Raw genomic sequence first — 26,995 nt, forward strand, 5'->3', positions numbered from 1 at the left:
TCAAATGCGATTTCCGGCAAGGCTGAGGTATGAACATGCAGCCTCCCAGCCGGTTCTCTGCAAGCCCGGCCCAGATGCCGGTGGCCTTTGACCGGCGAGAGATGTCTCAGATCCTGTCCGTATATGGCCGAATGGTCGCTGCCGGAGAATGGCGAGACTATGGTATCTCAAACCTGCGCGACATGGCCGTCTTTTCCATCTTCCGACGTACGGCCGAGCATCCGATTTACCGTGTCGAAAAAGACCCGCGCCTGCGGTCAAAACAAGGAATGTACACCGTTGTCGGCATGGACGGGCGCATCCTGAAGCGCGGGCATGATCTGCGGACCGTTCTGCGGGTGTTGGAGCGTACACTGATCCGCGCCGTTACCCCGGATTAAAGCCGTTTATGTGCGGTCACAGGGCCGTCGCCTTGTGCCAAAATACGTGCGATGGCCTGATCCATGGGTTCGAACGCAACAGCCATGTGATGGGCATTGGCATGCAGCAACACATTGTCCCCCGCAACCCACGCCACGTGCCCTTTCCAGAACAAAAGATCGCCGCGTTTGGCGGGCGACCCCTCCGGCACGACCAATCCCAACTCCCGTTCCTGATCGCTACTGTCGCCCGGGCAAGCACACCCACAGGCCAACAATCCGACCTGCACCAGACCAGAGCAATCGAGACCGAACCGGCTGTTGCCGCCCCACAGATAAGGCGTACCGAGAAACAGCTCGGCCACAGAAACCGGGTCCGCCTGTCTGCCTGAGATCGGAGCGGTATGGATTGCGGGAATAAACCCCAGTTCGGTTTCCAGAAATCTGCCGTGTTCGGACAGCGCTTGCACCTTACTGCCAAAGCTCAGCGAGGTCAGATCGCGGCTTTTCATATCAGCTTGCTCATACGCATGCGTTGCCGGAGCGGCGATCGAATGGGTCTCGGGCACTTCTGGCCCCAATTGATCTGACAACAGCCAGCCGGAATAGTCATCCTTGTCCGAGATAACGCGGCTCCAACCTTCTGTCGCTTCGGCAACCTTTACCGTGTCGCCATATAGCAATTGTCGGTCGCGCGGGCCGTTTGGGCGACGCAGCAGGTCGACCACCGGTTGGATGATGCGTTGTCGGGTCATAGGTCCAGAATCTCGGACAACGCAGTCAACAGCGCGCGCGGACCCTGACCCAACCCGCCCTTGCTGCGGCCCGGCTCTTTACTACGTTGCCAGGAATAGATGTCAAAATGCATGTACCTGCTTTCGCCTGCGAAACGACGCAGGAACAGCGCGGCGGTGATTGACCCGGCAAACCCGCCCGAGGGCGCATTGTCCAGATCGGCAATCCCCGGTTCGATCATCGCTTCATATGGTTCGTGAAACGGCATCCGCCAGACCGGGTCGGCAGCCGGGTGCGCGGCCCGGGCCAACGCATCGGCGGCGTGATCGTCATCGGTGTAGAACGGTGCCAGATCCGGGCCGACAGCAACACGCGCTGCGCCGGTCAGGGTGGCCATCGAGATCACCAGATCCGGATCGCCTTCATCCGCCAGTGCCAATGCATCGGCCAACACCAAGCGCCCTTCTGCATCAGTGTTGTTGATCTCGACCGTCAGCCCCTTGCGCGAGGTCAGGATGTCTCCGGGGCGGAAAGCATTGCCAGCCACCGCATTCTCCACTGCCGGGATCAACACCCGCAGTTGCAAAGGCAACGCCAGCGCCATGATCATTCTGGCCAACCCCAGCACATTCGCCGCTCCGCCCATGTCCTTTTTCATCAGACCCATGGAGGCGCCCGGCTTCAAATTCAGGCCGCCAGTGTCAAAACAAACGCCTTTTCCAACCAATGTCAGTTTCGGGCCGCTGCTGCCCCAGTTCATCTCGATCAGCCGAGGGGGCTGCTCTGCCGCGCGTCCCACCGCGTGGATCATAGGGAAATCCTGCTCTATCAGGGCATCACCACTGATTACATCACAGGTTGCGTCAAACTCATGGGCCAGAGTCTCGGCTGCCGACTGCAACTGATCCGGCCCCATGTCCGAGGCTGGCGTATTGACCAGATCGCGGGTCAGGGCCTCGGCGTTGGCCATGGCCTCGATACGGGCGGTGTCAACACGCTCGGGCGCGATCAGAGCAGCCTTGGCGGGCGATTGTGCGGCATAGCGATCAAAGGCATAGCCGGTCATCAGCCAGCCGAAACACTCCATGTCCAGCTGATCGGCAGGAACACCTGAGACAATGCGGTAGGTGCCTTGCGGCAACACCTCAGCCGCGGCGGCCAGAGGGAACCTTTTGCGTGCCCTTTGGCCTTCGGTTCCATAACCGGCCAGTGCCGTTGCGGGCGTGCCATCTGCGCCCGGAACCAGCAGGGTCTGACCCAGCGCACCGGTAAACCCGCTTGCAGCGACCCAGGACTGCACGTGGTCCGGTTGATCCTTCAACCAAGCCTCCAGATCAGGTTTTGCAATCACATAAAGTGGCAGGGAATGGTCAGAGGGTGGTGCAAAGGACAAGGTCATGGGCGTCTCGGCTGGTTCAATCCGCGCCCAGACTAGCCGCCCACGTACTGCCTGCAACCCCCGTCAGACAGAAAGGTCCTGCTGATCCCAGACGGCGGTCAGTGACCGTTCACCGACGCGGATCAACCGCCCCAACGTAGCCCCTGTTGCCACCGCATCGCCAGCGTCCACTGCTAGTGCCACGTCACCAGCCACGCGCGCCAGGACCGTCATGCCGATTTGTTCCGAAATCGCCACCAGCGACCGGGCGCATTTGCGCAGGTCATCCCAGTCGCGCTGTCGCCAATACCGCTGGCAATTTGACAGGCGCACTGCCAACTCCTCGACGGTGCGGCACAAAACGTCCAGCGCATTCTTGTTGCCGAGTTGCCGGTACAGCCCGTTCAGCCGATCCGAGTCCAGGCGCACGGATTCCTTGTGCTCAAGCGTGATAATCTTATCCACCACATTCACCCCAATTTCTACGCCCCCACGGCGTGGGCTGATATTGGCGGTAAATTCCTTTGCAAAACCTTGCACCGATTTTGGATAATGGCTCGAATTTTTCTAGAATTCGGTTTAGAGCATCCGACAGCGATAAAGACAGGGACACCGAAATGGACTTTGCCAAACCTTTACCAACCTATCTGGTCAAACGGTATCACGGCTGGAAGGCCACGACATATTCGGAAAATCAGTTTTGGTATCGACGCCTGGCGGACGAGGGGCAGCGCCCCCGTGCCATGGTGATTTCCTGTTGTGACAGCCGGGTGCATGTCACCTCGATCTTCGGGGCTGATCAGGGTGAGTTCTTCATTCACCGCAACATTGCCAACCTCGTTCCACCCTATGCGCCGGACGGTGATCATCACGGCACCAGTGCTGCGATCGAATACGCGGTTACCGTTCTCAAGGTTGCGCATCTGATCGTGCTGGGCCATTCGCAATGCGGTGGTGTTCAGGGCTGCATCGACATGTGCAAAGGTCAGGCCCCGCAACTGGAAGCGAAAGAGAGCTTTGTCGGACGTTGGATGGATATCCTGAAACCAAAATTTGATCTGGTTGTGGATATTGAGGACAGCACGGAACAGGCGCGCCAGTTCGAGCGTCAGACGGTTGTGGCCTCGTTGGAAAATCTAATGACTTTCCCGTTCGTGTCCTCGTCAGTGGAAGAGGGCGCGCTTAGCCTGCATGGCTTGTGGACGGATATCGGCGAGGGCGGGTTGGAGTGTTTCGACCCGCATCAGAAGAAATTTGTCCCGGTCTGAGGGGCGTCTGCCTTCGCTGATAGGATTGCGGTGCGAATCCGCGCTCTGAGTTCGCGCCGTTTTCGATATACTCCACCTGTCTGTTTTGGAATTTGGAGCGTGTCATGAATTGGATTAAGCGAATTCTCGGAGGTCTGATCGTCCTCATTCTGATTCTGATTGGGGTCTCGTACCTGCTGCCGGGCAAGGCCGAAGTGTCCCGCAGCATCACCATCGCTGCGCCACCCGAGGCGATCTTTCTCTATGTGAACTCGATGCAGGAGACCGAGAAATGGTCACCCTGGCTGTCGCGCGATCCTGAAACCAAATTGACCTATAGCGGTCCGGATGCAGGCGTCGGAAACACTCTGAACTGGAGTTCCGAACATCCTCAGGTGGGCACGGGATCGCAGGAAATTATCGCAAGCACCCCGGATCAGGCCGTCAGAACGGCGCTGGATTTCGGCCCCATGGGTACCGCCACCGCGTCATTCGTTTTGCAACCCGAAGGGCAGCAGACGCAGGTCACCTGGGGTTTCACCTCGGAACTGGGCCTGAACCCCATGTCGCGCTGGATGGGTGTGATGATGGATAAATGGGTCGGCGGCGATTACGAGCGCGGGTTGGATAACCTGAAGGCCTTGGTTGAGGGGCAGGGGTGACGGGACGTCGTTTGGAAACACAATGCCATGTTCGCTTCGAACCCAAAGCAGCCGTTGGCAAACAGTGATTTCAACGGAATTTCCGTCGTCATATTTTCACAAAGTTTCAGCGCCGTTGAAGCCCGTTAGCAGTTGAACGGATAGCTGGATCAGACGTGGTCGTCCTTAACCAACGTGCCTCGCCCATGGCCTGCCATACCCCCCGAGACTTCTTCCGTGGCTTCATCGGCGAGAGTCTCTGGCAGAATAAGGTTAAGCACGATGGCAATAAGTGCTGCTGGGAGAATACCCGAGGCGCCCAAAATCCGCAGTGTGTCGGGAAGGTGCTGTAGCGCATTTGCCGAGCCGGGCGCGACGTTCATGACTTCCAATTGAAGCCCAAGACCTATCGAAAGTGAAACGGCAAAGATCACCATGTTCCGACGGTTCCATATCACGTCTGACAGCATTGACACGCCTGCCGCAACAACCATGCCGAACATTACGATAACTCCGCCGCCAAGCACCTCGATTGGCACGGTTCGGATAATCCCGCCGACTTTTGGAACCAGCCCGCAGATGATCAAGAAAATGGCGCCAATCGTGACGACATGGCGGCTCATGACACCGGTCATGGCAATGAGACCAACATTTTGACTGAACGAGGTGTTCGGAAAGCCGCCAAAGACACCCGCCAGAGCGGTACCAAAGCCATCGGCGTATGTGGCCCCTTGAATCTCTTTGTCTGTGGCCTCGCGGCCTGCGCCGCCTTTGGTAATTCCGGAAACATCCCCGACAGTCTCGACTGCGGAAACAAATGCCATAAGGCAGAAGCCAATTATGGCCGCAAAGGAAAATTCAAAGCCGTACTTGAATGGTTGTGGAAGTGCGAAAGCCGCAGAACGTTCCCACGAACCAGAGATCGCTTCAAAGGGTAACTTGCCGACAAGAACGCAGTAGATGTATCCGACCAGAATACCGATCAAAACGGCCGAGACAGAAAGCATACCTCGCGCGAAGAACTTCAACCCTAGCGTTACAAACACAACAATTAACGCCGGCGTCCAGCTTGAAAGTGACCCATAGCTTTCAGAACCAGATGCCTTGGCGGGGATACCCCCAGCAGAATACTCGATGCCGACTTTAACCAGCGCGAGGCCGATCATCGTCACGACCAAGCCCGTGACCAACGGCGGCAACGCAAAACGAATTCTACCGATCACCGTACCAAGCAATGCGTGAAAGAGGCCACCGATTATCACACCACCAAAAAGGGCGGCGAGTCCGTCGACACCCTTCCCGGCAACCAAAGGTATCATGATCGGAATAAACGCAAATGACGTTCCCTGTACGATGGGCAAGGCTGCGCCAACTGGACCTATGGTCACGGTCTGCAAAAGCGTGGCAACGCCGGCAAACAGCATCGACATCTGGATCAGATACAACAGTTCAGGAAAATCCGGGCTGTTCGAACCGAAGCCAAAGCCGGCCGCTCCTGCAACAATAATCGCCGGAGTAACATTCGAGACGAACATCGCAAGGACATGTTGGATCCCCAATGGAACGGCACGGTGTAAGGCCGGTAAATAGTTTGGATCACGGAGTTGCTCTGGCGTACCGATAGATGAAGCTGTCATGGAGTTCCTCCCGTCAACGCTTGGTTGGTGCGTCTTTTACTCTGATCATTCGGTCTGAATTACATATCCTGACCCATTCCAAGTATATTATTGTTAGGCTAGGTGGGTCAGCGTGATTAACAAAATTACAAAGAAGGTGCTTCAGCCCGCTGCGATTCATACAAGAATGTGGATAGAAAGTCCCGATCTACCGTTCGTTGATGCTTAGGCTTTAGCCAAACGCCCAATAGGCTCGGGGCTTTGTGAGACACAGTTTGACGGGCAAAGCCCTTGTTGTTTGATGTGGAACTTTCGATTTCCGGCTTTGTGCGTAAAGCCAGCTTTGAACCAACTCTCAAATTAAAAAACCCCGCTGGCGACGCAGCGGGGTTTCTCGGGTCATTAATCTTGATTCGTGCTGTGGCTCAGCCTTTTTTTAGAACCTCACGGCCCAGAAGCTCCGCGATTTGCACCGCGTTCAGCGCCGCGCCCTTACGCAGGTTGTCCGAGACACACCACAGGTTCAGGCCGTTCTCGACGGTCGAGTCCTGACGAATCCGGCTGATGAACGTGGCGAAATCACCGACGCATTCGACGGGCGTCACGTAGCCACCGGCCTCGCGCTTGTCGATCACCATGATGCCGGGGCTTTCGCGCAGGATGTCGCGGGCCTCGTCTTCGTCCAAGAATTCCTCGAACTCGATATTCACGGCCTCGGAATGGCCAACAAACACTGGAACGCGGACGCAGGTTGCTGTGACCTTGATCGACGGATCGACGATCTTCTTGGTCTCGGCGACCATCTTCCATTCTTCCTTGGTCGTGCCGTCTTCCATGAAGACGTCGATGTGCGGGATGACGTTGAAAGCGATTTGCTTCGAGAATTTCTTCGGCTCGACCTCGTTGATCGGGTTGTAGACTGCCTTGGTCTGATCCCAAAGCTCGTCCATGCCGTCTTTGCCCGCGCCCGACACCGACTGGTAGGTCGAAACGACGACGCGTTTGATCTTGGCACGGTCATGCAGCGGCTTCAGCGCCACGACCATCTGCGCGGTCGAGCAGTTGGGGTTGGCGATGATGTTTTTCTTGTAGTAGTCGTGGATCGCCTGCGGATTGCACTCGGGTACGATCAGCGGAATGTCCGGATCGTAGCGGTAGAGCGAGGAGTTATCGATCACCACGCAGCCCGCAGCCGCGGCCTTGGGGGCATAATCCTTGGTCGCAGCGGACCCCACGGCGAACAACGCCATGTCCCAGCCGGTGAAATCAAAGGTGTCCAGATCCTGGGTCTTCAGTGTCTTGTCGCCAAAGCTGACCTCCGTACCCAGCGAACGGCGGCTTGCCAGCACGGCAAGTTCGTCCACGGGAAACTGGCGTTCAGCCAGGATGTTCAGCATTTCGCGGCCCACGTTACCCGTGGCGCCGACGACGACGACGCGATAGCCCATATCATGTCTCCTGAGTTAAGGACGCGCGTTCATAGCTGCGTAGCGCGGAAGAAAAAAGGGCTTTCGGACCCGATTTCCAAGATTGACGCCGAATTGATGCGGTTCGTTGCGCTTCAGTGCTGGCTCAGAAGGGATCGATAGACCCGGACAATGGCTTCGGCCTCACCCTCGATTCGAAAATTCTGCTCGACATGCGCGCGCGCGGCGTGCCCTTCAGCAGCCAATTCCGCCGGGTCGGCCAGCATCTGTTTCATCGCAGCGGCAAGCGCAACGGGATCATCTTTTTCGACCAAACGACCGGTTACGCCATCTTTGATCTGCGCGCTGAAGGCGCCAACGCCGTGGCAGGCGATTGCCGGAACGCTGGATGCCATCGCCTCGAGCGGGGTCAGGCCAAACCCTTCATGACGCGCCGGAGCCACGAACAAATCCAGCGACCTGTAGGTTTCGACAATCTCTTCCCACGGGCGTTCCCCCAGAAATTGCACCCGATCCGCAAGCCCGGCAGCCCGGAGCTTTTGTTCCTGTTCTTGCTGAAAACCTTCGAATTCTTTGGTTGCGCGGCCTGTGAACACAATGCTGACATCAGGATGTGACGGCAGAACGTCAATTGCAGCGTCTACCAGCAGATCGACTCCCTTTTGAGGCCGGATCCGACCAAAGCAGCCAATCAGTGTACCGCCGGGAAGGCCAAGCCTTTGCCGCAGCGCCTGTTTGTCCTTTGCAGGGTGAAACAGCTTGGTATTCACGCCATGCATGATGACAGTTGATGGGTGATCGAGAAATGACGCGGCCTGAGGCGTGGTGGCGATCAGCGCGTCCATCTTCGAGATGAGCCACTTTGTGAACCCCGAATGATTTCGTTGCGCCGCTGATGTAAACAAAAGCTTCAGGTTTCGCCGCAGAACCGTCCTGAGGAACAGGCCCATCAGCATCTCCGTATTGCGGCGCGCGTGCCAGACCTTCGGGGTTCGGTTGGGCAGAAATGGCACCTTGATCAGTCGGATATGCGGAAGATCATCTGGCAAGCCTGGGCCTGTCGCAACGATGCCGATCATCTTTTTCTGGATGGGCAGCAGACGAATAACCGTTGTCGTCACCCCTGAAAGGCTGTGTTTCAGGTTGGGCGCAATCACCTCGATGTCCGGCACAGCACTCTCCCTTCGGAACGATCCCGTCAAATTCAGTCCACGCTATCCCGGCTGAATAGATAGATCACGCTGCCGATGGCAAGGGTAACCGCAAAAAAGCCGAATATAGCCGTGTAGGGCGCGGTTGCCCCGCTCTGGGCGGTTGCTGCATGAATCCGCCCGGTTGCGAACTGCGCAATCCCGACACCACCGACGCCGAAAAGATTCAAAAGGGTCACACCGCGGCCCACCAGATGCGACGGCACGAAGGCGCGGCCGTGGGCCATGATGACCGGGAAGCTTGCCCCCAGAAAGCCGATCACGGCCAGCAGGGCAACGGATACCCAGACCGCATCATCAATCCAAAGGCACAACACCGCAAGGGTCGCAGCCCCCAGAGCGTTGCCGCCGAAAATCACCCATTTCCGCGTTCCAAGCAGACGATCCAGCGGTCCATAGACAAACGTTCCCGCAATCATCGCCGCGCCCATGAACAGCGTGGCCGTTCCGATTTGTGTGGTGTCGAGGTTGAAAACATCGCTCAGATACGGGCCGGCCCACAATCCGCGCAATGCGGCAGACGGTGCATAGGCCACCAGCATCAGCGGCAGGATCAGCCACAGTGCGGGCTCTTTCAGTAGGTCCAGTACTGATCCTTTGTGTTCCGATTCGACTTTGGCCGGGTCATGAACGCTTAACCAAATGCCCAGTGCGGTGGCGGCAGAAATCACCGCCAGCCCGACCATCGTTGCGCGCCAGCCCATCAACTCGACCGCCAATGCGGTGGGGTAGGACGCCACAAGATTGCCCACTGACCCAACGCCCAGCATCAACGCTGCGAGGGTGGCGAATTTGGCCGGAGGGTACTCGCGGGCGAAGATGTAATACGATGCCATCAGAACCGGCGAGCAGCCAATTCCGATCAGCCCCATGGCCAGGCTGATATGTAGTGGAGATGTTGCGACGGCGAACACTGCGGCGCCACCGGCCCCCCCGATCAGCAATAGAACAGCGGCTGTCAGGCGCGGGCCGATCCGGTCCAGCGCCCAGCCAACGGGAATCTGCATCCCTGCAAACACCAGGAACCAAAGCCCTGAGGCAAAGGCCAGATCCTCTGGCGTGGCGCCCACATCGCGTTCAAGGTCCAGGCTGAGAACGGCCAGAAACGCGCGAAAAAACTGGCTGAGCACATAGCCCAGACACAACACCACCAGCCCTGCCTTCATGAAACGCCCCCATATGGTTCTTGGGGCAATGCTTGGCATGTCATGGCAAATCGCACAAGCACGTGTAGTATGTTGCAGAGGACGGATAGCGATCACATTCAGACTATCATCCGGTCAGACATCTATTTTCGAGGGGGATAATGAAAGACCTCCATTCTGCGTTTTACGAGAATCTTCCCCTGCTGCGCGACTTCACCCGGTTGGCGAATCCCGCGCAGTTCACAGCTGTGCCCGAGGATTGGGTGCTGGGCGTTGCGGATATTGTCGATTCCACCGGCGAAATTGCGCGTGGCCGATATAAAACGGTGAATATGGTCGGGGCTGCCGTCATCTCGGCCATGATCAACGCGATGGGTGGCAAGCTGTTCCCTTATGTCTTTGGCGGGGATGGAGCGGGGTTTGCGGTGCCTCCCAGCGCGGTTGACGAGGCCCGCGCCGCACTGGCGGCCCTTCGGCGCTGGGCGGAAGAAGAGTTTTCGATGCCTCTGCGCGCCGCTCTGGTCCCGGTGGCCGAGTTGCGGCGGGCGGGCAAGGATTTGCGCGTCGCCCGTTATGCCCCCTCGAGCGGGGTTGATTATGCGATGTTTTCGGGTGGCGGTCTTGCTTGGGCCGAGGAGCAGATGAAGGATGGCCTGTATGAGGTGCCCCCCGCCGAGCCCGGGGCACAACCCAATCTGGAAGGGTTGTCCTGTCGTTGGTCCAACAGCCCGGCGCGGCATGGCCGGATCGTATCGCTGGTCGTGCAGCCCACAGCAAGCGCGACCGAGAGCGACTTTGCTGATCTGGCGCAATCTGTCCTGTCCGCATCGGAAGGGTTGGAGCGCGCAGGTCACCCGGTGCCTGCCGACGGCCCGCCCATGACCTGGCCGCCACCGGGTCTCGATCTCGATGCGCATGTTGCGCGCGCTGGGCGGAACATGGTGGTGCAAAAACTATTGCTGTTGGGACAGAATCTGCTGATCGCTCTGTTGTTTTTGACCGGAAAGCGGTTGGGGCAGTTTGCACCCAATCATTACAAGCGCATGGTCAGCCGCAATGCGGATTTTCGTAAATTCGATGACGGGCTGAAGATGACGCTGGATTGCGACCCGACCACCCTGTCACAGATTGAACATATGCTGGAAGAGGCGCGCGGGCGGGGCAAGATCCGATACGGCCTGCATGCGCAGAACGAGGCGATGATGACGTGCTTTGTTCCCTCGGCCACGCGCGATGATCATGTGCACTTCGTTGACGGAGCTTCGGGTGGTTACGCGCAGGCCGCGGCAGCCATGCGCGCCTGATGCGCTATTTCGCTTTCCATTGTGCCGCCAGCGCCCGCGATGCCTGGGTCAAAAGCATCACGTCGATACCCACCGCCAGAAATTGCGCGCCCATCTCCAGATAAGTCTGCGTTGCGTCGTCATTGGTGCCCAGAATACCGGGTGCCTTGCCCGCAGCTTTGATGCGGTTCAACGCGTCGGAAATGACTTCGCGTACCTCAGGTGCGGCGCTGTTGCCTTGAAAGCCCATATCGGTTGACAGATCTGCTGGACCGATGAAGACGCCATCAACGCCGTCCACCTGTAGGATCTCGTCCAGCGCAGCGATCCCGGCGCGGTTTTCCACCTGCAACAGCAGGCAGATTTCCTGATCTGCGGTCTGGATATAGTCATCCACTGCGCCATACATCGTCGCCCGCGACGCCATCGCCCCAACCCCGCGCACGCCATCGGGCGGATAACGGCAGGCCCGCACCAGTTCGCGCGCCTGTTCGGCGCTTTCGACGATGGGCACCAGCACGGTTTGCGCCCCTGCATCCAGCACCATTTTGATCAGCCAGGTCTCACCCACCGGGACGCGCACCACCGGATGCGATGGGCTGTTTTCCAGCGCCATCAACTGATCCCGGATCGAGCGTATGTCGTTTGGCGCGTGCTCGCCATCGATCACCAGCCAGTCGAACCCGGCGGTCCCCATAATCTCAGCAGTGATGGGTTCCGCAAAGCTCATCCAGCAGCCAATCCGCCGTTGGCCCTGTATCAGAGCCTGTTTAAAGGTATTTTTCGGGGCAACCATCTGTGGTCCTCCTGTCTCAATCCGTCAGGGATCGGGCGATTTCGGTGATGACGTCAAGGGCCATCTTCACATCATCTTCGGTGGTGTCAAACTAGCCAGCCTGAAAGCGGATCGCCAGATCTCCGTCTACGCGGGTCTGCGTCAGGTAAATGCGTCCGTCATCGTTGATGGCGTTCACCAGACGCAGGTTCAGATCGTCCAGATCGGTGCTGCCAGCGGGCGCGTAGCGGAAAGTCCACAGCGACCACATGGGCGGTGTGACGATCTCAAGATCCGGCTCAGTTGCCAGCCGGTCATGCAGATCGTTGGACCAAGTGATGTGATTGCGCAGCCGCTCTCGCAATCCCTCAAGCCCGTAGGCGCGGATGCCCTTGCGTTCAGTGATAGATATAGACTGACAAGGTCAATTCTCATTACTTGGGACGCTGATCCGGCAGATTGCTTGCGTGCGGACAAGATATCGGCGAAGATTCGGTATGACCGACGAACTCCCGCTGACGTCACGATCTTTGCCCATTGCGCTGTTGCGCGCGCGGGAAAAGGTTATGGGGCCCATTCGAACATTGCTGGCAGACGCAGGCGTCACCGAGCAGCAATGGCGTGTCTTGCGCGTTCTCAACGAAGAAGGCCCGCAGGAACCGACTGACATTGCCGAGCGTGCCTGCCTGCTTTTACCCAGCTTGACGCGTATTCTGCAAAAGCTGGAACAGAAGGGATTGATCGCCCGGCGTTGCCATCCGGTGGACCGGCGTCGTCAGATTGTCGAGATCAGCAAGGGCGGCGTACAGATCATTCATGACAATCTGGCTGTCAGCGTGGAACAAGCGGAACGTATTCGCACGCTTCTTGGCCCTAAAAAGCATGAACTGTTGCTGGACCTGCTGAACGAATTGAAAGATCTGGAGACCTGATCCCCCTGAAAGGTCCCGCCGGAGAAAATAGGGGGATATCTCCGGCGGGGTTGCCAGACCAGGACTGGATTATGTACCTGGCCCGAGGCCGACCGCGTCGCGTTTTGTCCGACGGTCCGGCCCGCGCTTCGGAGGAACTGCAAAGCCGAAAAAATGGCTCGTAAACAGGTGCGAAGGATCCAGGGGGATGGACCTTGCGCCTGTGTTCTCCGAAACGGTCGTACCCGACTGCGAACTTGTGGTTATGTCCGCAAGAGGTGTCTTTGAGTCAGCTTGGTCGTGCTGCATTTCCCCGGCCTTCTTAAGTGCCGGATGGCGTTGCCGAATAAATCTGCCGCGTCCAGTTGTGTGAGATTGCAGCATGTGTTCAGGTGCATCACTACCCCCACAGATAGCGCGTTTTATGGATAATCCAACATCCTCGATCCCGGAGGCGCAGACTGCTGGAGCGGTCTCTCGTTGCTGTGTTCGGCTGATCATGTTCCGTGCCCAAATGGCTTGACCGGTATTGGCGGCCATAAAGGCGCATAGCCGTGCGTCAGGGAATGGTCAGCAGATCGATGGGCGGAACTAAGCAGGTTCCAGCCGAAACAATCTGGGGATGTAGGCAGAAACCGGCTGCGACAAAGGCTTGTCAGTGGCAAAGTGTGCACTAAGGTGCGCTTTGCGTAAGCAAATGGGGATCGTCATGCACGACAGTCTGTTTTCACTTCCGGAACCTGTCACCATACCTGTTCGGGGTGAGACGTCCGAGTATCCTGTTGGGCGGATATTCTGCGTCGGTCGAAACTACGCGGCCCACGCGGCGGAGATGGGCCATGATGTCGATCGCGAGGCGCCGTTCTATTTTACCAAGTCCGCCCCGAATGCGATTTTGTCGGGGGCGACCGTGCCCTACCCACCGGGAACCGGGAATTATCACCACGAGATGGAATTGGCCGTGGCCATTGGCCAGCCTGTGTTTCGTGCCAATAGCGCCGAGGCGTGGAATGCGGTTTACGCCTATGGCTGTGCGCTGGACATGACCCGCCGTGACCTGCAAATCCGCGAGCGTAACAAGCAACGGCCGTGGGATTTGGGCAAGGATGTCGAGAATGGCGCGGTGTTCGCCCCGCTGACCCGCACAGCAGATTGGTCGCCTGATGACGACAAACGCATCCACCTGAGCGTCAACGGAGAGATTCGACAAGATGCGAAGCTGGATGAGTTGATCTGGAAGATCGACGAAATCATCAGCCATCTTTCCGGGTTCTACCATCTGCGCCCGGGTGATCTGATCCTGACTGGCACGCCTGCCGGGGTGGGGCCGGTTGTGGCCGGGGATGTGATCGACGGTGGAATTGAGGGGTTGGACCCGATCCAACTGACATTGTCTGACGCTCAATAGGGCCTATTTAGGGTCTTTCAGCCAGTCCGAGGCGAACTCGACGTGATCCAGCCCGGCAAATCGCCGAACTCGATCCAATTCCGATTGCAACCTTTGGCTGCGTGCGTCCGACCAGCGCACAGCCCGCTCTGGCCAGACAGCTTTGACGCGCAGCGCACAGCAATCCCGATGCGCCTTCATGTCGATCCGTCCGATCAGCTTGTCACCCTCGATCAGCGGGAAGACATAATAGCCATAGGTCCTTTTGGTGGCGGGCACAAAAACCTCGATCCGGTAGTGGAACCCAAACAATCTTTCGGCCCTGTTCCGGTCCCTCAACATTGGATCAAATGGGCTAAGCACCCTGATCCGTCCCGAAGGTGCGGGTAATACCGCGGCTTCGTCGCAGAGCCCGGGACGGGCTATCACCTTTCGCACTCGCCCATCTGCGCAGGTGACTTCGATTTCTTCCAACGCCCCGCGCTTTAAGGCGTTTGCGCACCAGTTTTTGGCCTCGGCCGGGCTAACCGTATCCCAGAATGCGGCCAGTTCACCCGAGGTGGCGAACCCAAGCCGGTCCATTGCGGCATTACACAGCCAATCCACGGTCTCATCTGCGTCACAAACTGAGTTGCCGGGGCACAGATGTGTATCGATTACCCGTTCCGTCAGGTCATAGCGTTTCTGAAACCCATCGCGGCCAATGACAGTCAGCGCGCCCGATCGCCATAGAAACTCCAGCGCCGTCTTGGAGGGGTGCCAATCCCACCAGCCACCCGAGCCTTTCTTTTCGTCTTTCCCGACATCGGATGAACCGACCGGGCCATGATCGCGGATATGTTGCAGAACCGTTTCGAATTGCTGCTCGAACCCATCGCGTCGCCAATTCTTCCATCGCGATTTCAGCAGCTCGGCATCGCGTTGAAAACGCAGGTGCCAATGTCGGTAGTATTCCATCGGAATAACGGCTGCGTCGTGCGTCCAGTGTTCAAACAGTGCCTTGTCGCGTTCGTACAAGCGTTTGAGGTTGGTGCTGCGATAGCTGGGCCTGCGCGAAAACAGGATCATGTCATGGGCGCGGGCGACCGTATTGATACTGTCCAGCTGAATAAAGCCAAGACGCTGGATCAACTGCAGCAGGTCCGCACCCTTTGCATTTCCTGCCGGAGGTTCCAGCAAGGCATGGCGCTCCATGAACAGCGCCCGCGCCGCCCGATTGTCCAGTTGTTGCAGCACCACGAACTCAGCGCCGCTTTAGCGTGTCGCCATAGCTTATCTTCGGGGTCAGAGTGACGCGCGTTTCAATCTCGGAATCCGGATCATCCAACCGTTCCGCGATGATTTTAGCCGCCTGACGGCCAATTTCCAATCGACACGCATCCATGGTCGCCAGATTGCGCGGCAATCCCTGCAGCAGCTCCACGTTGTTGAAGCCGGCCAATCCGATCTGCCCCGGGATGTCGATGCCCTGTTCCAATAGGTACAGCAACCCACCGGCACCAATCATGTCATTGGAGTAATATAGGAAATCCAATTCAGGTGATCGTTCCATCATGGTTTGCGTCATCTCGCGCCCCTTGGCCAGCGCGGATCCACCAGAGTAGAACTCGCGGTCTTCGATCTCGATGCCATGCTTACCCAGAACCTCGGTAAAGCCTTCGAACCGTTTCCGCGCACGGTGGTCCAGTGGCATTTTGGTGCCCATAAAGCCGATATGCTTATACCCGGCCTTCAAGATCGCCTGTGCCATTTCGCGCCCGGCACGACGGTGCGAAATACCCACCATCGCATCCACGGGTTTGCCGTCGGCGTCCATGATCTCGACCACCGGAATACCGGCGGAATCCAGCATCGCCCGCGCCGCATCCGTGTGTTCCAGCCCGGCGATGATGACACCAGACGGACGCCACGAGAGCATCTCGTACAACACCTTTTCTTCTTTTTCGGGCAAATAATCCGTGACGCCGACTACCGGCTGCAATTCGGTGTCTTCCAGAACCTGATTGATACCAGTCAGAACCTCGGGGAATACCATGTTCGACAGCGACGGGATAATGACCGCCACCAGATTCACCCGACTAGAGGCCAGCGCGCCGGCGATCTTGTTGGGCACATATCCCAGCTCTTTCGCGGCGGCCAGAACGCGGGTGCGGGTGGCGTCCGACACGTCGCCTCGGTTGCGCAGAACCCGGCTGACCGTCATTTCAGACACTCCGGACGCTTCCGAGACATCGCGAAGGGTAAGCGGGCGTTTGGTTTCTGTGGTCACGAAGGGCACCTGCGTTGTTGTTTTGCCTGATGGTAGCGTGAACAGGGTGATCTGTACAACTGTTGTGCAAAGGTCATGACAACCTGGAAAAACCAAGGTACAGAAGGCGCTGCGCGGCTCCGTGGCTCAACTGGATAGAGCAGCCCCCTCCTAAGGGGCAGGTTGCAGGTTCGAATCCTGCCGGGGTCACCAAAAACACCTTTAAAATATGGCTTATTTACAGGGCTTTGTGCAGAAGCTTGCAGAAACTCCCGTGAGCTTTCGGATCGAATTCTGCTGAAACGGCGGAAATCTCGTACAAAAGCTGTACAAAATTCGCACGTCCTTGCGTCTTTGGAGGCCTTCCAATGAGCTGGCGGGTCGCAAACACATGCGCGGAACGCAAGTTCGGCAGTGCAACACGCAAGCAGATCATCATGTTTCTGGCCGACAAGGCGAGCGACGATGGCTCAGGCATCTGGTGTTCCAAGGGTACGATCCAGCGGCATACCGAGGTGGGAGAGACAACAGTCAAGCGAACCGTCCGCGGGTTTTTGAAGGAAGGCATCCTTGTCGAGACGGGAGCACGGACCTGCAAGAACGGTTTCACCGTCGTTTACCGGATCGATCTGGCCAAGGTCGAGGCGCTGGAACCGACCGCAGAGCCCGAGATTGAGACGGGGTCCACAGTGGCCCCCGTCCAGTCTGGCCACGGTACGGGGGCCACTGTGGCCGGGGTACCGGGGCCACCACGGCCCCCAAACCACCCTAAAACCATCCATAAACCACCTACGCGCAAGCGCGAGGCGGTGGCGGATGAAGAAGCTGAGAAGATTTTATCCACCTATCCGCCCGACCGATTGCGCGGCAAAGCGGCGTGCCTTGCCCAGATCGAAGAAGCCATGAAAAACGGGATCGAACCGGAGGAATTGCTGCAGGCGGTGCAGGCCTACGCCAGAGACAGCGCAGATTTCACTCGCTCCAAGGTCTGCTTTTCCGACAACTGGTTCCAGACGCGGCGCTGGCAGGCCTATGTTGAGAAGCAGGCGGAAGACCGAGAAAAGACAGCGGCATTGCAGGCCAATCACCATGCGCGGCTCGCATGCTGGATCAGTGATCGCAGTCCGCTGTGCAAACACATCACGGCCCCGCAAGTGACTGCGTTGCTGGTTTCAAAGCTGGTGACAAAGGCGCAAATTCAAGCCGCAGGCCTCAGATCATGAGCGCAACCGATCCCACCGAAGAGCAAACAGCAAGGCGACCCTTGTCATACGCTGGCGCTGCTGACACGGGACCTTGCGAGGGGCGGCAAGCCTCCCCTTCGAACCCCACCGGCGCGGGCAAAACCCGCACCAAAGAGCCGCTGACCGAGACCTTCGTCTTCCGGTGTAGCGCCGCAGAGAAGGCCCAATTGCGTGCCAAGGCGGAGGCCGCTGGCCTGCCTGCTGCGACCCTGCTGCGCGAGGCGCTTGGCCTCACTGAAGCCCGCCGTCGCAAGCCCATCCCCCGCGTTGATCCGGCGCTGGTGCTGGCCGTCGGGCGCATCGGCGGCAACCTCAACCAGATCGCCCGTTGGCTGAACCGCGCGATGCTGGCGGGGCGCGTTGATCTCGACGCGCTGACCGTTGCCCGGCGTCTGCTGACCATCGAACGCCAGCTTGCCCAGATCATCGAGGCGTCCCGCAGATGCTGATCAAGTTCTTTCGCAATGGCAAAGGCGCGGGCACGGGTCCGGTCGGCTACCTCGTCGCGGACAGGGTGCTGGCCTATGACGACAACCGCGACCTGATCCGCGATGCAGACGGCCAGCCGATGACCGTCACGCGGGAACCCTTGCCCGAGGTCCTGCGCGGCAATCCCGACCGCACCGAGGCCCTGATCGACGCCAGCCGCCACCAGTGGACCTACCGTGCGGGCGTGATCAGCTTTGCCGCCACCGACGCCCCGAGCGAGGAACAGCAGGCCGAGGTCATGGACCACTTCGAACATCTGGCCTTCGCGGGGCTGGACCCTGAGCAATATGAGGTGCTCTGGGTCCGACATACCCACGAAGACCGCGTCGAGCTCCACTTCTGCACGCCGCGCCTGGAACTGACGACGGGAAAGAGCCTTAACATCGCGCCGCCCGGTTATCAGGACGCCTATGACAGCCTGCGGGACGTGATGAACCAGCGCCACGGCTGGGCCGATCCGATGGATGTGAATCGCGCGCGGGACGTCCGCGACATCATCGAGGCCCCGACCCGCGCGCAGGGCCGGGACGAGCTGCACGCCTGGATACAGGATCAGATCGATATGGGCATGATCACGGACAGGGCGACCATGATCGACGCGCTCACTGACGCGGGCTTCGACCTACCGCGCACCGGCAAGGCCTACATCACCGCCCGCGACCCCGAGACTGGCGAGCGCTGGCGGCTGAAAGGAGAGATTTTCCATGAAGACTGGCAAGCCGACCCGGCTGAGCGAGAAACTGAACGCGGAGCTCGACACAATCCGGCAGGACTACGCCGCCTCGATGGCATCGCAGCTGGAGAGCTTCAGGACCGATTTGAACAGCATTGCGACCAACGCGCAGCGTACAATCGAGACCGATACTCGCACCTTTCTGCAACAGAACAAGAGCTGGCTGACGATCTCGCCCTGGCTGATCACGGGGGCGCTCTTGGTGGGGATCGTCTCGATGATGGCCGCGAGCTTGCTTTGGACGTTGATGCTGGCGAGCTCAGAGATGACGGACTTGGGCTTGACGCGGATCGACAGGGAGGACGGGACCTGGCTGGTGCTGGACCCGACCAAGACGCGGCTGAGGACCTGCACACTGGGCGGCAGATCAGTGACCTGCATCAAGATCGAGGAGGATTAGATGACGACACCCCTGACAGCCTTGGAACGCGACTTGCTCGCCTGCGTCGAGCGGTTGGTGACGGTCTGCGAGGTCTCAGCAAAGGAATTGAGCGGGTTAGAGGAACGCTCGACGACCAAGATGCAGAACCAGATGGATGGGTTGGCCGCCTGCGTGTCGGTGCTCATTCAATCGCAAACGGCGTCCGTGGCTGCGTTGCACGGCTTGTTGAGCGAGGGCTCGAACTACGGGAGGCTGCGCACGCAACTCGAGACCAGCTTGAAATTAGTGAAAGCCGCCGAAGAGAGGTTGAAACAGAGCTAGGTGAGCGTGAAGTCGAGATGGACCGAGGGATGACGCATTAAGTTTTGCCCTCATACTGGTTGCGCAGGCCCTCTACGGGCTGTGGCTGCAGCACTAAGATCAAGAAACAGAACTTCAATATATTGTGCTTTCATGTGGGATCCAACGATATCTGGTGTATGGCTCTTCACTCTTAGCACCTTACGGTTGTATAGTCGAACTTGGGTCAAGAGCTGATCAAGAATCCTAAAAGCTCACTTAACTTGCCGCTTAGTTGCGAATCTGCTATTTGCTCCCTTATAGGGATCGTATTACTTATTGACACTTTGGGACCGCTGGAGTAATTAGACGATGAGGATCATAGCCCGACCAAAGCTGATCGCATTTTCCAAACGCTTTCCTGACGCGAAAGCGCAGCTGGATGTGTGGTGGTCAGAGGCGCACCGCGCCGAATGGAAAACACCAGCGGATGTTAAGGCACAGTACCGCAACGCAAGTATCCTGAAGAGTGGACGTGTGGTCTTCAATGTATGTGGGAACAAATATCGACTGATATTGAAGTTCGACTATGCAAAGGGAATAGGGTTTGTCCGATTTCTTGGGACGCACAAGGAATATGACCAAATTAACGCGGAGGAAGTGTGATCATGAACGAACATAGGATTCGCCCAATTCATTCCGATGAGGACTACACAGCTGCGCTTGCGCGCGTGGAAGCGTTGATGGACCTTGATCGCACTCAATCTCAAGATGATGAGTTGGACATATTAGCGACGCTGATCGAGGTTTTTGAGGATCGTCAATTCCCCATGGACCAGCCTGATCCCATAGAGGCGATCAAGTTCCGTATGGAACAAATGGACATAAAACAAAGTGATTTGGCACCAATCTTTGGGAGTCGGTCGAAGGCATCTGAAGTGCTTAGCGGCAAAAGAAGTTTGACGTTGAAAATGATCAGAGCTTTGAACGAACATCTGGGCATCCCTGCCGATGTTTTGATACGGGATGGCAATGGGTTACCGAACACTCTGGACGAAATTGATATCGAGCAGTTTCCATTGGTGCAGATGGCAAAACTGGGCTGGATTGAAAAGTCAGCTGATATCAAAGATCGTGCCGAAGAAATTGTGCAGAGGCTTGTAGCCTGTGTGGGCGGCCAGCAAGCCTTGCCCCAGGCTCTCTTCCGTCAAGGTGGCGGCGCACGGGCAAACGCCAAGACGGATGTCCACGCGTTGCAGGCGTGGTGCCTGCACATCCTTTGCAAGGCTCGCAATGCGGGTCTGGAAGGGGTATTCCAGCCTGGAACAATTACACTTGATTTTCTCCGAGAGATTGCATGTCTAAGCGAATTTGACGAAGGACCAAAGCTTGCCAAAGAAAAGCTCGCCAAGCATGGGGTTGCGTTAGTCGTAGCATCGCATTTGCCAAAGACATACTTGGACGGAGCTGCACTGTGGACTGTTGATGGTGTTCCAGTTGTGGGCATGACAATCAGATATGACAGGCTGGATAACTTCTGGTTTTGTTTGCTGCATGAACTTGCGCACTTGGGGCGACATTTCACGAACGGAGACAGCGAAGTCTTCATAGACGATCTGCAACTTCGTGAACGAAATCACGAGCGCGACGACGAACGAGAACGTGAGGCCGATGAATGGGCGCAGGAGGCTCTAGTACCTTCTGACCTTTGGTTGGATCATCCCGTGCGTTCTCGTCCCAGTGTCCAGAACGTCCTTTCACTGTCGCGTCAAGCCAAGGTTCACCCGGCGATCATTGCAGGCCGCATTCGCCATGAGATGAAGAATTATAGGCTTTTGTCGCAATTTGTGGGCGCAAAGCAGGTTCGACCGTTGCTGATGGAGGACGCTGCTTAAGAAATTAAGCGGGGTGCCCTGCAAGGCTACCCCGCTTTTCACAACATGAAGATTGGATACAGGCGCATCTACTCTTCATGGCTCCGGAGACCGAAGCACTCTTGTGGTGGTAAACAAGGGATAGACGGTTCGGGACTCTAGGGCAAATCTTTTAACTTGCGCCAAGGAGTACGCCAAATGGCTACTATCAAGACCCTGACACCTGAACAGGTGGCTATCATTAAGGCCCGAATAGCGAAGGGCGACTATCAACATCGCATAGCAGCAGACTTTGACCTAAACCAAGGCCGTGTCAGCGAAATCGCTACTGGGAAGCGCTTTTCAGAAATTCCTCCCGCACTGATGGAGGTTTCACATGTCTGACAAGCTATTCAAGCCCGGTCAAAAGGCACCACGCTCAGGACAGTACGAGATCACAGGCCCGCGTGGTGGCAGGACCGGTGTAGAGCGCACGGTGACTCGGAATGAACCTCTTCCGCCTCCTGAGGAGAAGGGCCAAAAGTACCGCCTTGCTGATCCAACAAAGCATCGCAGCAAGCGTTAAAGAAAATATGCGCGGCCCGGCCAAATTCGGGCCGCGCATTGCTGGTGAATTAAGCTTCGATGAGTGGTTCGATGTTGGAGACATCGATTTCTTGAGCGGCTTGAGCCATGTCATAATTTGTCTGCAGGTTCACCCAGTAAGTCGGGGTTGTGTTGAAGACCCGGGCGAGCCTTAACGCTATGTCAGGCGTGATCCCGGCTGCCCCCTTGATCAATCGCTCAATCCGCTTCGGATGCACTTCCAGACGTTGCGCAAACGCGATTGCCCCCATGTTCAGGGGATCAAGATATAGCTTTTTCAGGACTTCGCCGGGGTGCATTGGCTCTTCAAGCTGGTTCATCAGAGTATCCTCTCAATGGTAATCGACAATAGCGACAGCGGTGGGGGTCGTTAGACTTCCATGGTCCAATGTCTGACCCTTTAAGGTCTGCCATGGAGGGCGAAATACGGGTTTTGAGCTAGCGTGAGCAAGGCCGGCTCTTAAAATGGCTCCTAGCCCTGCGCGCTTACTTGTCGCCCAACGTAAGCAACTCTTCCGCCCCATAGAGCCGGAACTCAATCATCTGGTCGATTAAGTCGAGTATTCGTTTGCGCCGTTCAACGTGCCCCTCAGATGCAAGGTATTCCAAGCGTAACAAATCCTGAAGTTGATGAAGGTCGAGGCCCCGCGCTCCCATATGGTCGCCCTTTTCCGCAATGTCAGTGATTAATACCTCTGCTGCTCTCAACACTAGCTCGCTGACTTCACCATTTGCTTCTTCCAGCAAGTGGAAGAAACCAAAACTGCCATCCAACAGGGCGCGAGACGATACAAAGCAATTTGCCAATTCTTTAAAGTGTCGAAACTCTTCTGGTTTGATCCTTCTAAACACTCCGGAGGCGGTTTTGCGTATCTCATCATCTTCGTCTTCGAAGTAGGCACCCAGTTCGTCGATTGCGAAGTTTCGAAATTCGGTGGTGGCCGCACATTGTGATAGTAACTCTACCCAAAGCCGCAGATGCTGTGGCGATCTGGATTTGATCGTCTCGATCCAGGCCGTGTCCAGTTCATGGTTTAGGGAGTGAACCATTGCCCACCACGATCCGACATGATCGAGAAGGTCATCACCTGAAGCGATCATGCGTTCAATAAATCCGCGCGCTGAAGCAGGGTTATTATAAGAAATAAACCTAGCAAGATCGAAACCGGTGTATCCTGCCAGTGGATAGAGCTCTTGCCCATTATCATCCTCGCCCCGGGCGGTCATCAGCCTTTGCAGAGCTTCATCGAAGTACGTTCGGCTTAGATTATATAGAGGGCCAAAGACTTCGAGCATTCGCATGCGAACAGTCAAGGATGGCTCGACGTCCACTGCGTCCGATAAAACCGGCCAAACAATATCAAGTCGTGGCGGTTCAAGCCACAAAGCCCGCATGATGGCTACCCATGCACAGGTCTTTGTATGTACATCACCGCTGACGATCAATCCCATCCCAGAGTCCACGATTTGGTCGTGTTTGATCACGCGTTCTCGCGCTTGTTCGAGATCATCTTCTCCCGGTTGAGGACCCCCGCCATGCTCCGCATACCAAAGAACCATCCGCAAAACGGCTTCATCACGAGCGAAATCGGGGTGGCTGGAGACCAGCTCACAAAGCTGCCGCCCGCACGAGTCGCGTCGGGTATCGTGCAATTCCAGAACCAAAGGAATTGCCAAATCAACGTTGATCTCTTCTGCGCGGCTTACACCTTCGATGCATGATGTGAGATATGAGGAATAGGCGTCTTCTGGTATCTGAATGGCAAAGCTTAGGAAGCGGATCGGGTCAGACTTTGCAGTCTCAAATAGCATATGCGCGAGTTCTCGTGCGCCACCTTCAACGGTTTTTCCGGTCTCCCTACCTCTCCATTCGTCTGAATCATACTTCAGGATGGCTGAAAGCCACTGTTCATCTGTCATCGCCTCAGTCGCAGCCTTTGAAAGAGGTGACACTACTTGCCGTACGCCAGAGGTTCGCGGTTCTGGAGGGAGTATCTCTGAGAACTTCCGCTGCAACTGCCGGAATGTAACTTTGCCACGCTCAGACAGGTTGTCCGATCCCATCATACTCATGATGGCCCACTCAGCCTTCCCAGATTCGCGAAGACTTTCGATCGCCCAGCGTTTGTACATGGCTCGATCATCGTTCTCTTCCCGCGCACGTGCGAGGTATTGCGCAGCACGCCGGTGTTCTGATTTCGAATTGAGAAACACTGTTTCGACCTGCTCGGCCAGACATGCCCCTGACTCCACCAGTGCTTTCGCCGCTTTTGCGAATGCAATGTGTTCTGCGCCATGATACCCGCAGGTTAGCAAGGTGTTGCATTTTCCGAGTTGATCCAGGTGCTTAGCCAATTGCATGGGGGCATGAGCCACGCAAACCAGCCATAGATGTGTAACTACCTGATGACGACAAGGCTCAAGTTGGATCAAAATCTCCTCGCAAACTTCCGGTTCATTTTCAGCAAGAGCACGGAAAGCTGAAAAAATGATCGTAAGTAGATCGTCGAGATCATTCTTGTACCGTGAAGAAAATCGCCATTTGTCAGCTGGATCATCACTCTTTTCAAGGACTTCCAGAGTTCTTAGAACCGTTGGCATCATACCCTTGAGAAACGCGCTTGGATTTTTTTCAGCGAGCTGTCCAAAATGGTGTAGGTCCAGTTCTTTCACCGCATCAAAGACGAAGGGATGCGAATTGGGGTTCGCGTCAAACCAGCAAGCCATTAACTCTGCAAGGATCAGATCGACCCCTTCGGGGACGCCTTCGACCCAGCCCACTAAAAGCATACCGATACGATCACGTCCGCCCTGGAACAGTTGCTTGGGCCGCGCTGCCAGAACATCGACAAGGAGCTGAGCCAGTGTTGCGTCACCTCCTTTGCGGTCCACCAGACCAAACCAATCCACAAGCGCGTCTGTGCGTGCGGCGTCTTCTTGCCACCAGCTGCGCATTACCTCAGCGGCAATTTCGGGATGATGGCCAGCGTTGCGGGCAAACCACCACGACATATGGTTGGACCTGTGCGCCACATCTGACGTTAGAGCATCTTGAATGAAACCGCGTTCAACCAGCATCGGTATCCAATGCGGCTCGTTTAGAAAAGCATTGCTGACAACGGTGCTGAAAAACACCTTGGGATTATCTGTTGCAAGTACGAGTTCATACTCGTCGGTTGTCGGATCGGGAAGCTGTGATAGCCACTTGGCAACTGCCAACTTGATGTGGGGCCTAATATCCGGTGAAAATAGAATTTCGCGCAGGTTTATTAGATACCAGGCCCAATCAAAGCTTCTAGCTTGTTGAAGGATTTGTCGGACCTGCGTCCTCCTAAACAGGCTTTGCTCAGACTCCGCCAGGAAGTCAACGAGGGCTCGGCCTTGCTGTAAGAATGCTGCGGCGAAGAGATGGTCAAAAAGGCTTTCATGCATAAAGAGCAATGCTCGGCCATCTGCCACGACCAAGCCTTCGGACGCCAGCCAGTCTTTCAATCCAGCAAAGGGTCTCAGCACGAAGTCAGGACAACGTAATTGGTGCCGCTCATTCATCCAGTCAACCATTGCCTGCAGCCCTTCCGTCAGCGCCATGGCAGGGTTTTTTTTCTGTATTTGGTCGAGCAGTGTGTCGAAAAGTTCAGCTTGTGTATCAGGGCGAAAATCAGTCTTTTCGATTGACAGGTACAGGGACAAATTGAGTGGTGACGATAGCAGACGCTTCTGACTTTGTGTCATGACCTCGCCGAAACCGTGGGCTGCGAGCAGTGGCGCGACTTCGCTCTCCCAGTTCAGCGGTTCGATCTGCACGCGCTCGGTGACACGACTCTCGTTTGTTGTCGGATTGCGACCCAGCAACGCACGAAATTGGTCGTCGCCGTCAAGATCGTAGTCTCGACAAACAAGTACGCAGTGGAGATTAGGGTGAAGTGCGGCTTCTCGTAGGGTCGCGAATAGTGCGTCCCGCACACTTGCATTGCGCCCCGACATTTCACTAACGGCGTCGATTTGGTCGATGATCAAAACGGACCGTGCACCTTGTGCCAAACGAGCCAAAAAAGCCACCGGGCTTTCTGGCAAACCGTTTACTTCACCAAGTTCTTGCGTAGTGCTTGCGTCAAGGCGTTTGTCCAATCGCAACGCCATCGAATGAACCCCAGCAAGCACCGCTTGGCTTAGCAGCTGACGCACTGCCACGGTTTTTCCCGATCCTGCGGTCCCGCTGACAACGATCAAAGATGTGCCTTTGTCTAGTTGCTCCAGAACCTCGGAAGCATAGCCTCGATCAAGCTCATCTTGCCCAAAACGCCTCGTCGAATGGCTCGCAAGATATGCTGCATTGGCTTCTTCCAACCGTTGAAAGGCAGTAGGATCAAGTTCTGGCCGGAGCCCGAGGACATCCGCATTCCTCGCCCAATTGCGCGCATCCTCTGAAGTAACTCGGCGATTGATGCTCTCTGCAAGAAACCCAGCCGCAAGGTCTTTCGCGTGCTCAGGAGAGCGAAACAGAAAGTTGGTCAGATCAACGATCGTGCTTTCCAGAAATGCCATAGATGCATTCTCAAAGTAGCAGCGCGACATATGATCAAAAGCAATGCTCTCAGCATTCTCACCGGTCAGGCTACCTGCAAAGGTCTCGAGCGCTAAAGTGCGATCTTCGGACGCATTGTCCTTAAAGGCTTCGAGTTTCCCGGCAACGCGCGCATCATTGCAGGCCTCGCGCAAAAGATTGGTCCCATCCTGAGACACAAAGAGGCATACGCAGTCGGGGTTCCGTAGGCGGGTTTGAAACGCTCCCAATATCCCAGCTGATTTCAGTGCATTGGGCGTCCAATTTCCCCCGCGTGCATTGATTTTGGATTGCAACCACTGCTGCTTTCCGTCGTTGTCTTCGATGTGAAATTCGAAGCCGTCGTTTTCTTTTCCGAGTTTCTCGACAGTAATTGCCTGATGATCGCCCCGCAGAACACGTAGGAAATGAAGAATTGTCCATAATTCTTCATAGCGATTGCCTTGCTTGTCGCTAATTCCGCCTGGATACAAATTGAACCC

At 56.6% G+C, this 26,995-nt stretch carries 24 protein-coding genes, 1 tRNA gene and 1 pseudogene; 13 read left to right on the forward strand and 13 right to left on the reverse strand.

The window, feature by feature from the left end; genetic code table 11:
• Positions 1–29 precede the first annotated feature (29 nt).
• Positions 30–380, forward strand: a complete 351-nt coding sequence (locus tag HW561_RS09350) for a DUF2794 domain-containing protein (RefSeq protein WP_176864003.1) — start codon at positions 30–32, stop codon at positions 378–380.
• On the opposite strand, the gene HW561_RS09355 is transcribed toward HW561_RS09350, so the two are convergent.
• The 3 genes from HW561_RS09355 to HW561_RS09365 form a co-directional block, all read right to left on the reverse strand.
• Positions 377–1,114: a C40 family peptidase gene (locus HW561_RS09355; protein ID WP_176864005.1), complete on the reverse strand. Its 738-nt coding sequence runs from the start codon at positions 1,112–1,114 to the stop codon at positions 377–379. The two genes, HW561_RS09350 and HW561_RS09355, sit on opposite strands and share 4 nt — an antisense overlap.
• The gene (locus HW561_RS09360; RefSeq protein WP_176864007.1) at positions 1,111–2,493 is read right to left on the reverse strand and encodes a leucyl aminopeptidase family protein; all 1,383 of its coding nucleotides are present in this window, start codon (positions 2,491–2,493) and stop codon (positions 1,111–1,113) included. Before HW561_RS09360 ends, HW561_RS09355 begins: the two co-directional genes overlap by 4 nt.
• 63 nt (positions 2,494–2,556) lie before the next feature.
• Complete coding sequence (locus HW561_RS09365) at positions 2,557–2,946, reverse strand: hypothetical protein (RefSeq protein WP_176864009.1); 390 nt, start codon at positions 2,944–2,946, stop codon at positions 2,557–2,559.
• A gap of 143 nt (positions 2,947–3,089) precedes the next feature.
• On the opposite strand from HW561_RS09365, the gene HW561_RS09370 reads away from it, so the two are divergent.
• Complete coding sequence (locus tag HW561_RS09370) at positions 3,090–3,740, forward strand: carbonic anhydrase (protein WP_176864011.1); 651 nt, start codon at positions 3,090–3,092, stop codon at positions 3,738–3,740.
• A 104-nt stretch (positions 3,741–3,844) separates the two neighbouring features.
• A complete protein-coding gene (locus HW561_RS09375; RefSeq protein WP_176864013.1) occupies positions 3,845–4,381 on the forward strand; it encodes an SRPBCC family protein in 537 nt (178 codons plus the stop codon).
• A 149-nt stretch (positions 4,382–4,530) separates the two neighbouring features.
• On the opposite strand, the gene HW561_RS09380 is transcribed toward HW561_RS09375, so the two are convergent.
• The 4 genes from HW561_RS09380 to HW561_RS09395 all read right to left on the reverse strand — a co-directional run bounded on the left by HW561_RS09380 (position 4,531) and on the right by HW561_RS09395 (position 9,780).
• Entirely contained in the window at positions 4,531–5,997 is a 1,467-nt protein-coding gene (locus HW561_RS09380) for a uracil-xanthine permease family protein (RefSeq protein WP_176864015.1), read from the reverse strand.
• A gap of 404 nt (positions 5,998–6,401) precedes the next feature.
• Positions 6,402–7,424, reverse strand: coding sequence for an aspartate-semialdehyde dehydrogenase (locus HW561_RS09385; RefSeq protein ID WP_176864017.1), 1,023 nt, complete (start codon positions 7,422–7,424; stop codon positions 6,402–6,404).
• A 113-nt stretch (positions 7,425–7,537) separates the two neighbouring features.
• On the reverse strand, positions 7,538–8,575 hold the full coding sequence (locus HW561_RS09390) for a glycosyltransferase family 4 protein (RefSeq protein ID WP_176864019.1): 1,038 nt from the start codon (positions 8,573–8,575) through the stop codon (positions 7,538–7,540).
• A gap of 32 nt (positions 8,576–8,607) precedes the next feature.
• Complete coding sequence (locus tag HW561_RS09395) at positions 8,608–9,780, reverse strand: MFS transporter (protein WP_176864021.1); 1,173 nt, start codon at positions 9,778–9,780, stop codon at positions 8,608–8,610.
• Between the two features lie 140 nt (positions 9,781–9,920).
• On the opposite strand from HW561_RS09395, the gene HW561_RS09400 reads away from it, so the two are divergent.
• A complete protein-coding gene (locus HW561_RS09400; protein WP_176864023.1) occupies positions 9,921–11,063 on the forward strand; it encodes a DUF3095 domain-containing protein in 1,143 nt (380 codons plus the stop codon).
• Positions 11,064–11,067: 4 nt separating this feature from the next.
• Here the strand turns inward: HW561_RS09400 and HW561_RS09405 are convergent, their stop codons facing one another.
• Both HW561_RS09405 and HW561_RS09410 read right to left on the reverse strand, forming a co-directional pair.
• A complete protein-coding gene (locus HW561_RS09405) occupies positions 11,068–11,838 on the reverse strand; it encodes an HpcH/HpaI aldolase family protein (protein ID WP_176864025.1) in 771 nt (256 codons plus the stop codon).
• A 16-nt stretch (positions 11,839–11,854) separates the two neighbouring features.
• Positions 11,855–12,205, reverse strand: a pseudogene (locus HW561_RS09410) (aspartate aminotransferase family protein); the annotation flags it as partial.
• A gap of 109 nt (positions 12,206–12,314) precedes the next feature.
• Between HW561_RS09410 and hpaR the strand changes: the two are divergent.
• Both hpaR and HW561_RS09420 read left to right on the forward strand, forming a co-directional pair.
• Positions 12,315–12,749 carry a homoprotocatechuate degradation operon regulator HpaR gene (gene hpaR, locus HW561_RS09415; RefSeq protein WP_176864027.1) on the forward strand — a complete coding sequence of 145 codons (435 nt, stop codon included), beginning with the start codon at positions 12,315–12,317 and terminating at the stop codon, positions 12,747–12,749.
• Between the two features lie 688 nt (positions 12,750–13,437).
• Positions 13,438–14,136, forward strand: coding sequence for a fumarylacetoacetate hydrolase family protein (locus tag HW561_RS09420; protein ID WP_176864029.1), 699 nt, complete (start codon positions 13,438–13,440; stop codon positions 14,134–14,136).
• A gap of 3 nt (positions 14,137–14,139) precedes the next feature.
• Here the strand turns inward: HW561_RS09420 and HW561_RS09425 are convergent, their stop codons facing one another.
• Together HW561_RS09425 and HW561_RS09430 are read right to left on the reverse strand one after the other, a co-directional pair.
• Positions 14,140–15,354 carry a winged helix-turn-helix domain-containing protein gene (locus tag HW561_RS09425; RefSeq protein ID WP_176864031.1) on the reverse strand — a complete coding sequence of 405 codons (1,215 nt, stop codon included), beginning with the start codon at positions 15,352–15,354 and terminating at the stop codon, positions 14,140–14,142.
• Between the two features lie 4 nt (positions 15,355–15,358).
• The gene (locus HW561_RS09430; RefSeq protein WP_176864033.1) at positions 15,359–16,384 is read right to left on the reverse strand and encodes a LacI family DNA-binding transcriptional regulator; all 1,026 of its coding nucleotides are present in this window, start codon (positions 16,382–16,384) and stop codon (positions 15,359–15,361) included.
• A gap of 115 nt (positions 16,385–16,499) precedes the next feature.
• Between HW561_RS09430 and HW561_RS09435 the strand changes: the two genes are divergently transcribed.
• From HW561_RS09435 to HW561_RS09465, 7 genes are all read left to right on the forward strand, one after another.
• Positions 16,500–16,576: transfer RNA gene (locus HW561_RS09435), tRNA-Arg, on the forward strand.
• A 155-nt stretch (positions 16,577–16,731) separates the two neighbouring features.
• Positions 16,732–17,586, forward strand: a complete 855-nt coding sequence (locus HW561_RS09440; protein ID WP_176864035.1) for a hypothetical protein — start codon at positions 16,732–16,734, stop codon at positions 17,584–17,586.
• Positions 17,583–18,056: a plasmid mobilization protein gene (locus HW561_RS23900; protein ID WP_235962848.1), complete on the forward strand. Its 474-nt coding sequence runs from the start codon at positions 17,583–17,585 to the stop codon at positions 18,054–18,056. The genes HW561_RS09440 and HW561_RS23900 overlap by 4 nt, the downstream gene beginning before the upstream one ends.
• Positions 18,050–19,573 carry a relaxase/mobilization nuclease domain-containing protein gene (locus tag HW561_RS09450; protein WP_176864037.1) on the forward strand — a complete coding sequence of 508 codons (1,524 nt, stop codon included), beginning with the start codon at positions 18,050–18,052 and terminating at the stop codon, positions 19,571–19,573. The genes HW561_RS23900 and HW561_RS09450 overlap by 7 nt, the downstream gene beginning before the upstream one ends.
• 289 nt (positions 19,574–19,862) lie before the next feature.
• The gene (locus tag HW561_RS24270; RefSeq protein WP_176864039.1) at positions 19,863–20,156 is read left to right on the forward strand and encodes a type II toxin-antitoxin system HigB family toxin; all 294 of its coding nucleotides are present in this window, start codon (positions 19,863–19,865) and stop codon (positions 20,154–20,156) included.
• A 2-nt stretch (positions 20,157–20,158) separates the two neighbouring features.
• A complete protein-coding gene (locus HW561_RS09460) occupies positions 20,159–21,385 on the forward strand; it encodes an ImmA/IrrE family metallo-endopeptidase (protein ID WP_176864041.1) in 1,227 nt (408 codons plus the stop codon).
• A gap of 177 nt (positions 21,386–21,562) precedes the next feature.
• Positions 21,563–21,748 (forward strand): hypothetical protein, encoded by a 186-nt coding sequence (locus tag HW561_RS09465; RefSeq protein WP_049833082.1) that lies wholly within the window; start codon positions 21,563–21,565, stop codon positions 21,746–21,748.
• 230 nt (positions 21,749–21,978) lie between these two features.
• Here the strand turns inward: HW561_RS09465 and HW561_RS09470 are convergent, their stop codons facing one another.
• Positions 21,979–22,269, reverse strand: a complete 291-nt coding sequence (locus tag HW561_RS09470) for a HigA family addiction module antitoxin (protein ID WP_176864043.1) — start codon at positions 22,267–22,269, stop codon at positions 21,979–21,981.
• A 166-nt stretch (positions 22,270–22,435) separates the two neighbouring features.
• Complete coding sequence (locus HW561_RS09475) at positions 22,436–26,986, reverse strand: ATP-binding protein (protein ID WP_176864045.1); 4,551 nt, start codon at positions 26,984–26,986, stop codon at positions 22,436–22,438.
• Between the last annotated feature and the right edge of the window lie 9 nt (positions 26,987–26,995).

Source organism: Ruegeria haliotis, assembly GCF_013377785.1.
In the GTDB taxonomy this organism is placed as follows: domain Bacteria; phylum Pseudomonadota; class Alphaproteobacteria; order Rhodobacterales; family Rhodobacteraceae; genus Ruegeria; species Ruegeria haliotis.

Bases quoted from the DNA above. Each gene is read 5' to 3' on its own strand.
- HW561_RS09350 (WP_176864003.1), top strand. From the start codon at position 30: ATGAACATGCAGCCTCCCAGCCGGTTCTCTGCAAGCCCGGCCCAGATG.
- HW561_RS09355 (WP_176864005.1), bottom strand. From the start codon at position 1,114: ATGACCCGACAACGCATCATCCAACCGGTGGTCGACCTGCTGCGTCGC.
- HW561_RS09360 (WP_176864007.1), bottom strand. From the start codon at position 2,493: ATGACCTTGTCCTTTGCACCACCCTCTGACCATTCCCTGCCACTTTAT.
- HW561_RS09370 (WP_176864011.1), top strand. From the start codon at position 3,090: ATGGACTTTGCCAAACCTTTACCAACCTATCTGGTCAAACGGTATCAC.
- HW561_RS09375 (WP_176864013.1), top strand. From the start codon at position 3,845: ATGAATTGGATTAAGCGAATTCTCGGAGGTCTGATCGTCCTCATTCTG.
- HW561_RS09380 (WP_176864015.1), bottom strand. From the start codon at position 5,997: ATGACAGCTTCATCTATCGGTACGCCAGAGCAACTCCGTGATCCAAAC.
- HW561_RS09385 (WP_176864017.1), bottom strand. From the start codon at position 7,424: ATGGGCTATCGCGTCGTCGTCGTCGGCGCCACGGGTAACGTGGGCCGC.
- HW561_RS09395 (WP_176864021.1), bottom strand. From the start codon at position 9,780: ATGAAGGCAGGGCTGGTGGTGTTGTGTCTGGGCTATGTGCTCAGCCAG.
- HW561_RS09400 (WP_176864023.1), top strand. From the start codon at position 9,921: ATGAAAGACCTCCATTCTGCGTTTTACGAGAATCTTCCCCTGCTGCGC.
- HW561_RS09405 (WP_176864025.1), bottom strand. From the start codon at position 11,838: ATGGTTGCCCCGAAAAATACCTTTAAACAGGCTCTGATACAGGGCCAA.
- hpaR (WP_176864027.1), top strand. From the start codon at position 12,315: ATGACCGACGAACTCCCGCTGACGTCACGATCTTTGCCCATTGCGCTG.
- HW561_RS09420 (WP_176864029.1), top strand. From the start codon at position 13,438: ATGCACGACAGTCTGTTTTCACTTCCGGAACCTGTCACCATACCTGTT.
- HW561_RS09440 (WP_176864035.1), top strand. From the start codon at position 16,732: ATGAGCTGGCGGGTCGCAAACACATGCGCGGAACGCAAGTTCGGCAGT.
- HW561_RS23900 (WP_235962848.1), top strand. From the start codon at position 17,583: ATGAGCGCAACCGATCCCACCGAAGAGCAAACAGCAAGGCGACCCTTG.
- HW561_RS09450 (WP_176864037.1), top strand. From the start codon at position 18,050: ATGCTGATCAAGTTCTTTCGCAATGGCAAAGGCGCGGGCACGGGTCCG.
- HW561_RS24270 (WP_176864039.1), top strand. From the start codon at position 19,863: ATGAGGATCATAGCCCGACCAAAGCTGATCGCATTTTCCAAACGCTTT.
- HW561_RS09460 (WP_176864041.1), top strand. From the start codon at position 20,159: ATGAACGAACATAGGATTCGCCCAATTCATTCCGATGAGGACTACACA.
- HW561_RS09465 (WP_049833082.1), top strand. From the start codon at position 21,563: ATGGCTACTATCAAGACCCTGACACCTGAACAGGTGGCTATCATTAAG.
- HW561_RS09470 (WP_176864043.1), bottom strand. From the start codon at position 22,269: ATGAACCAGCTTGAAGAGCCAATGCACCCCGGCGAAGTCCTGAAAAAG.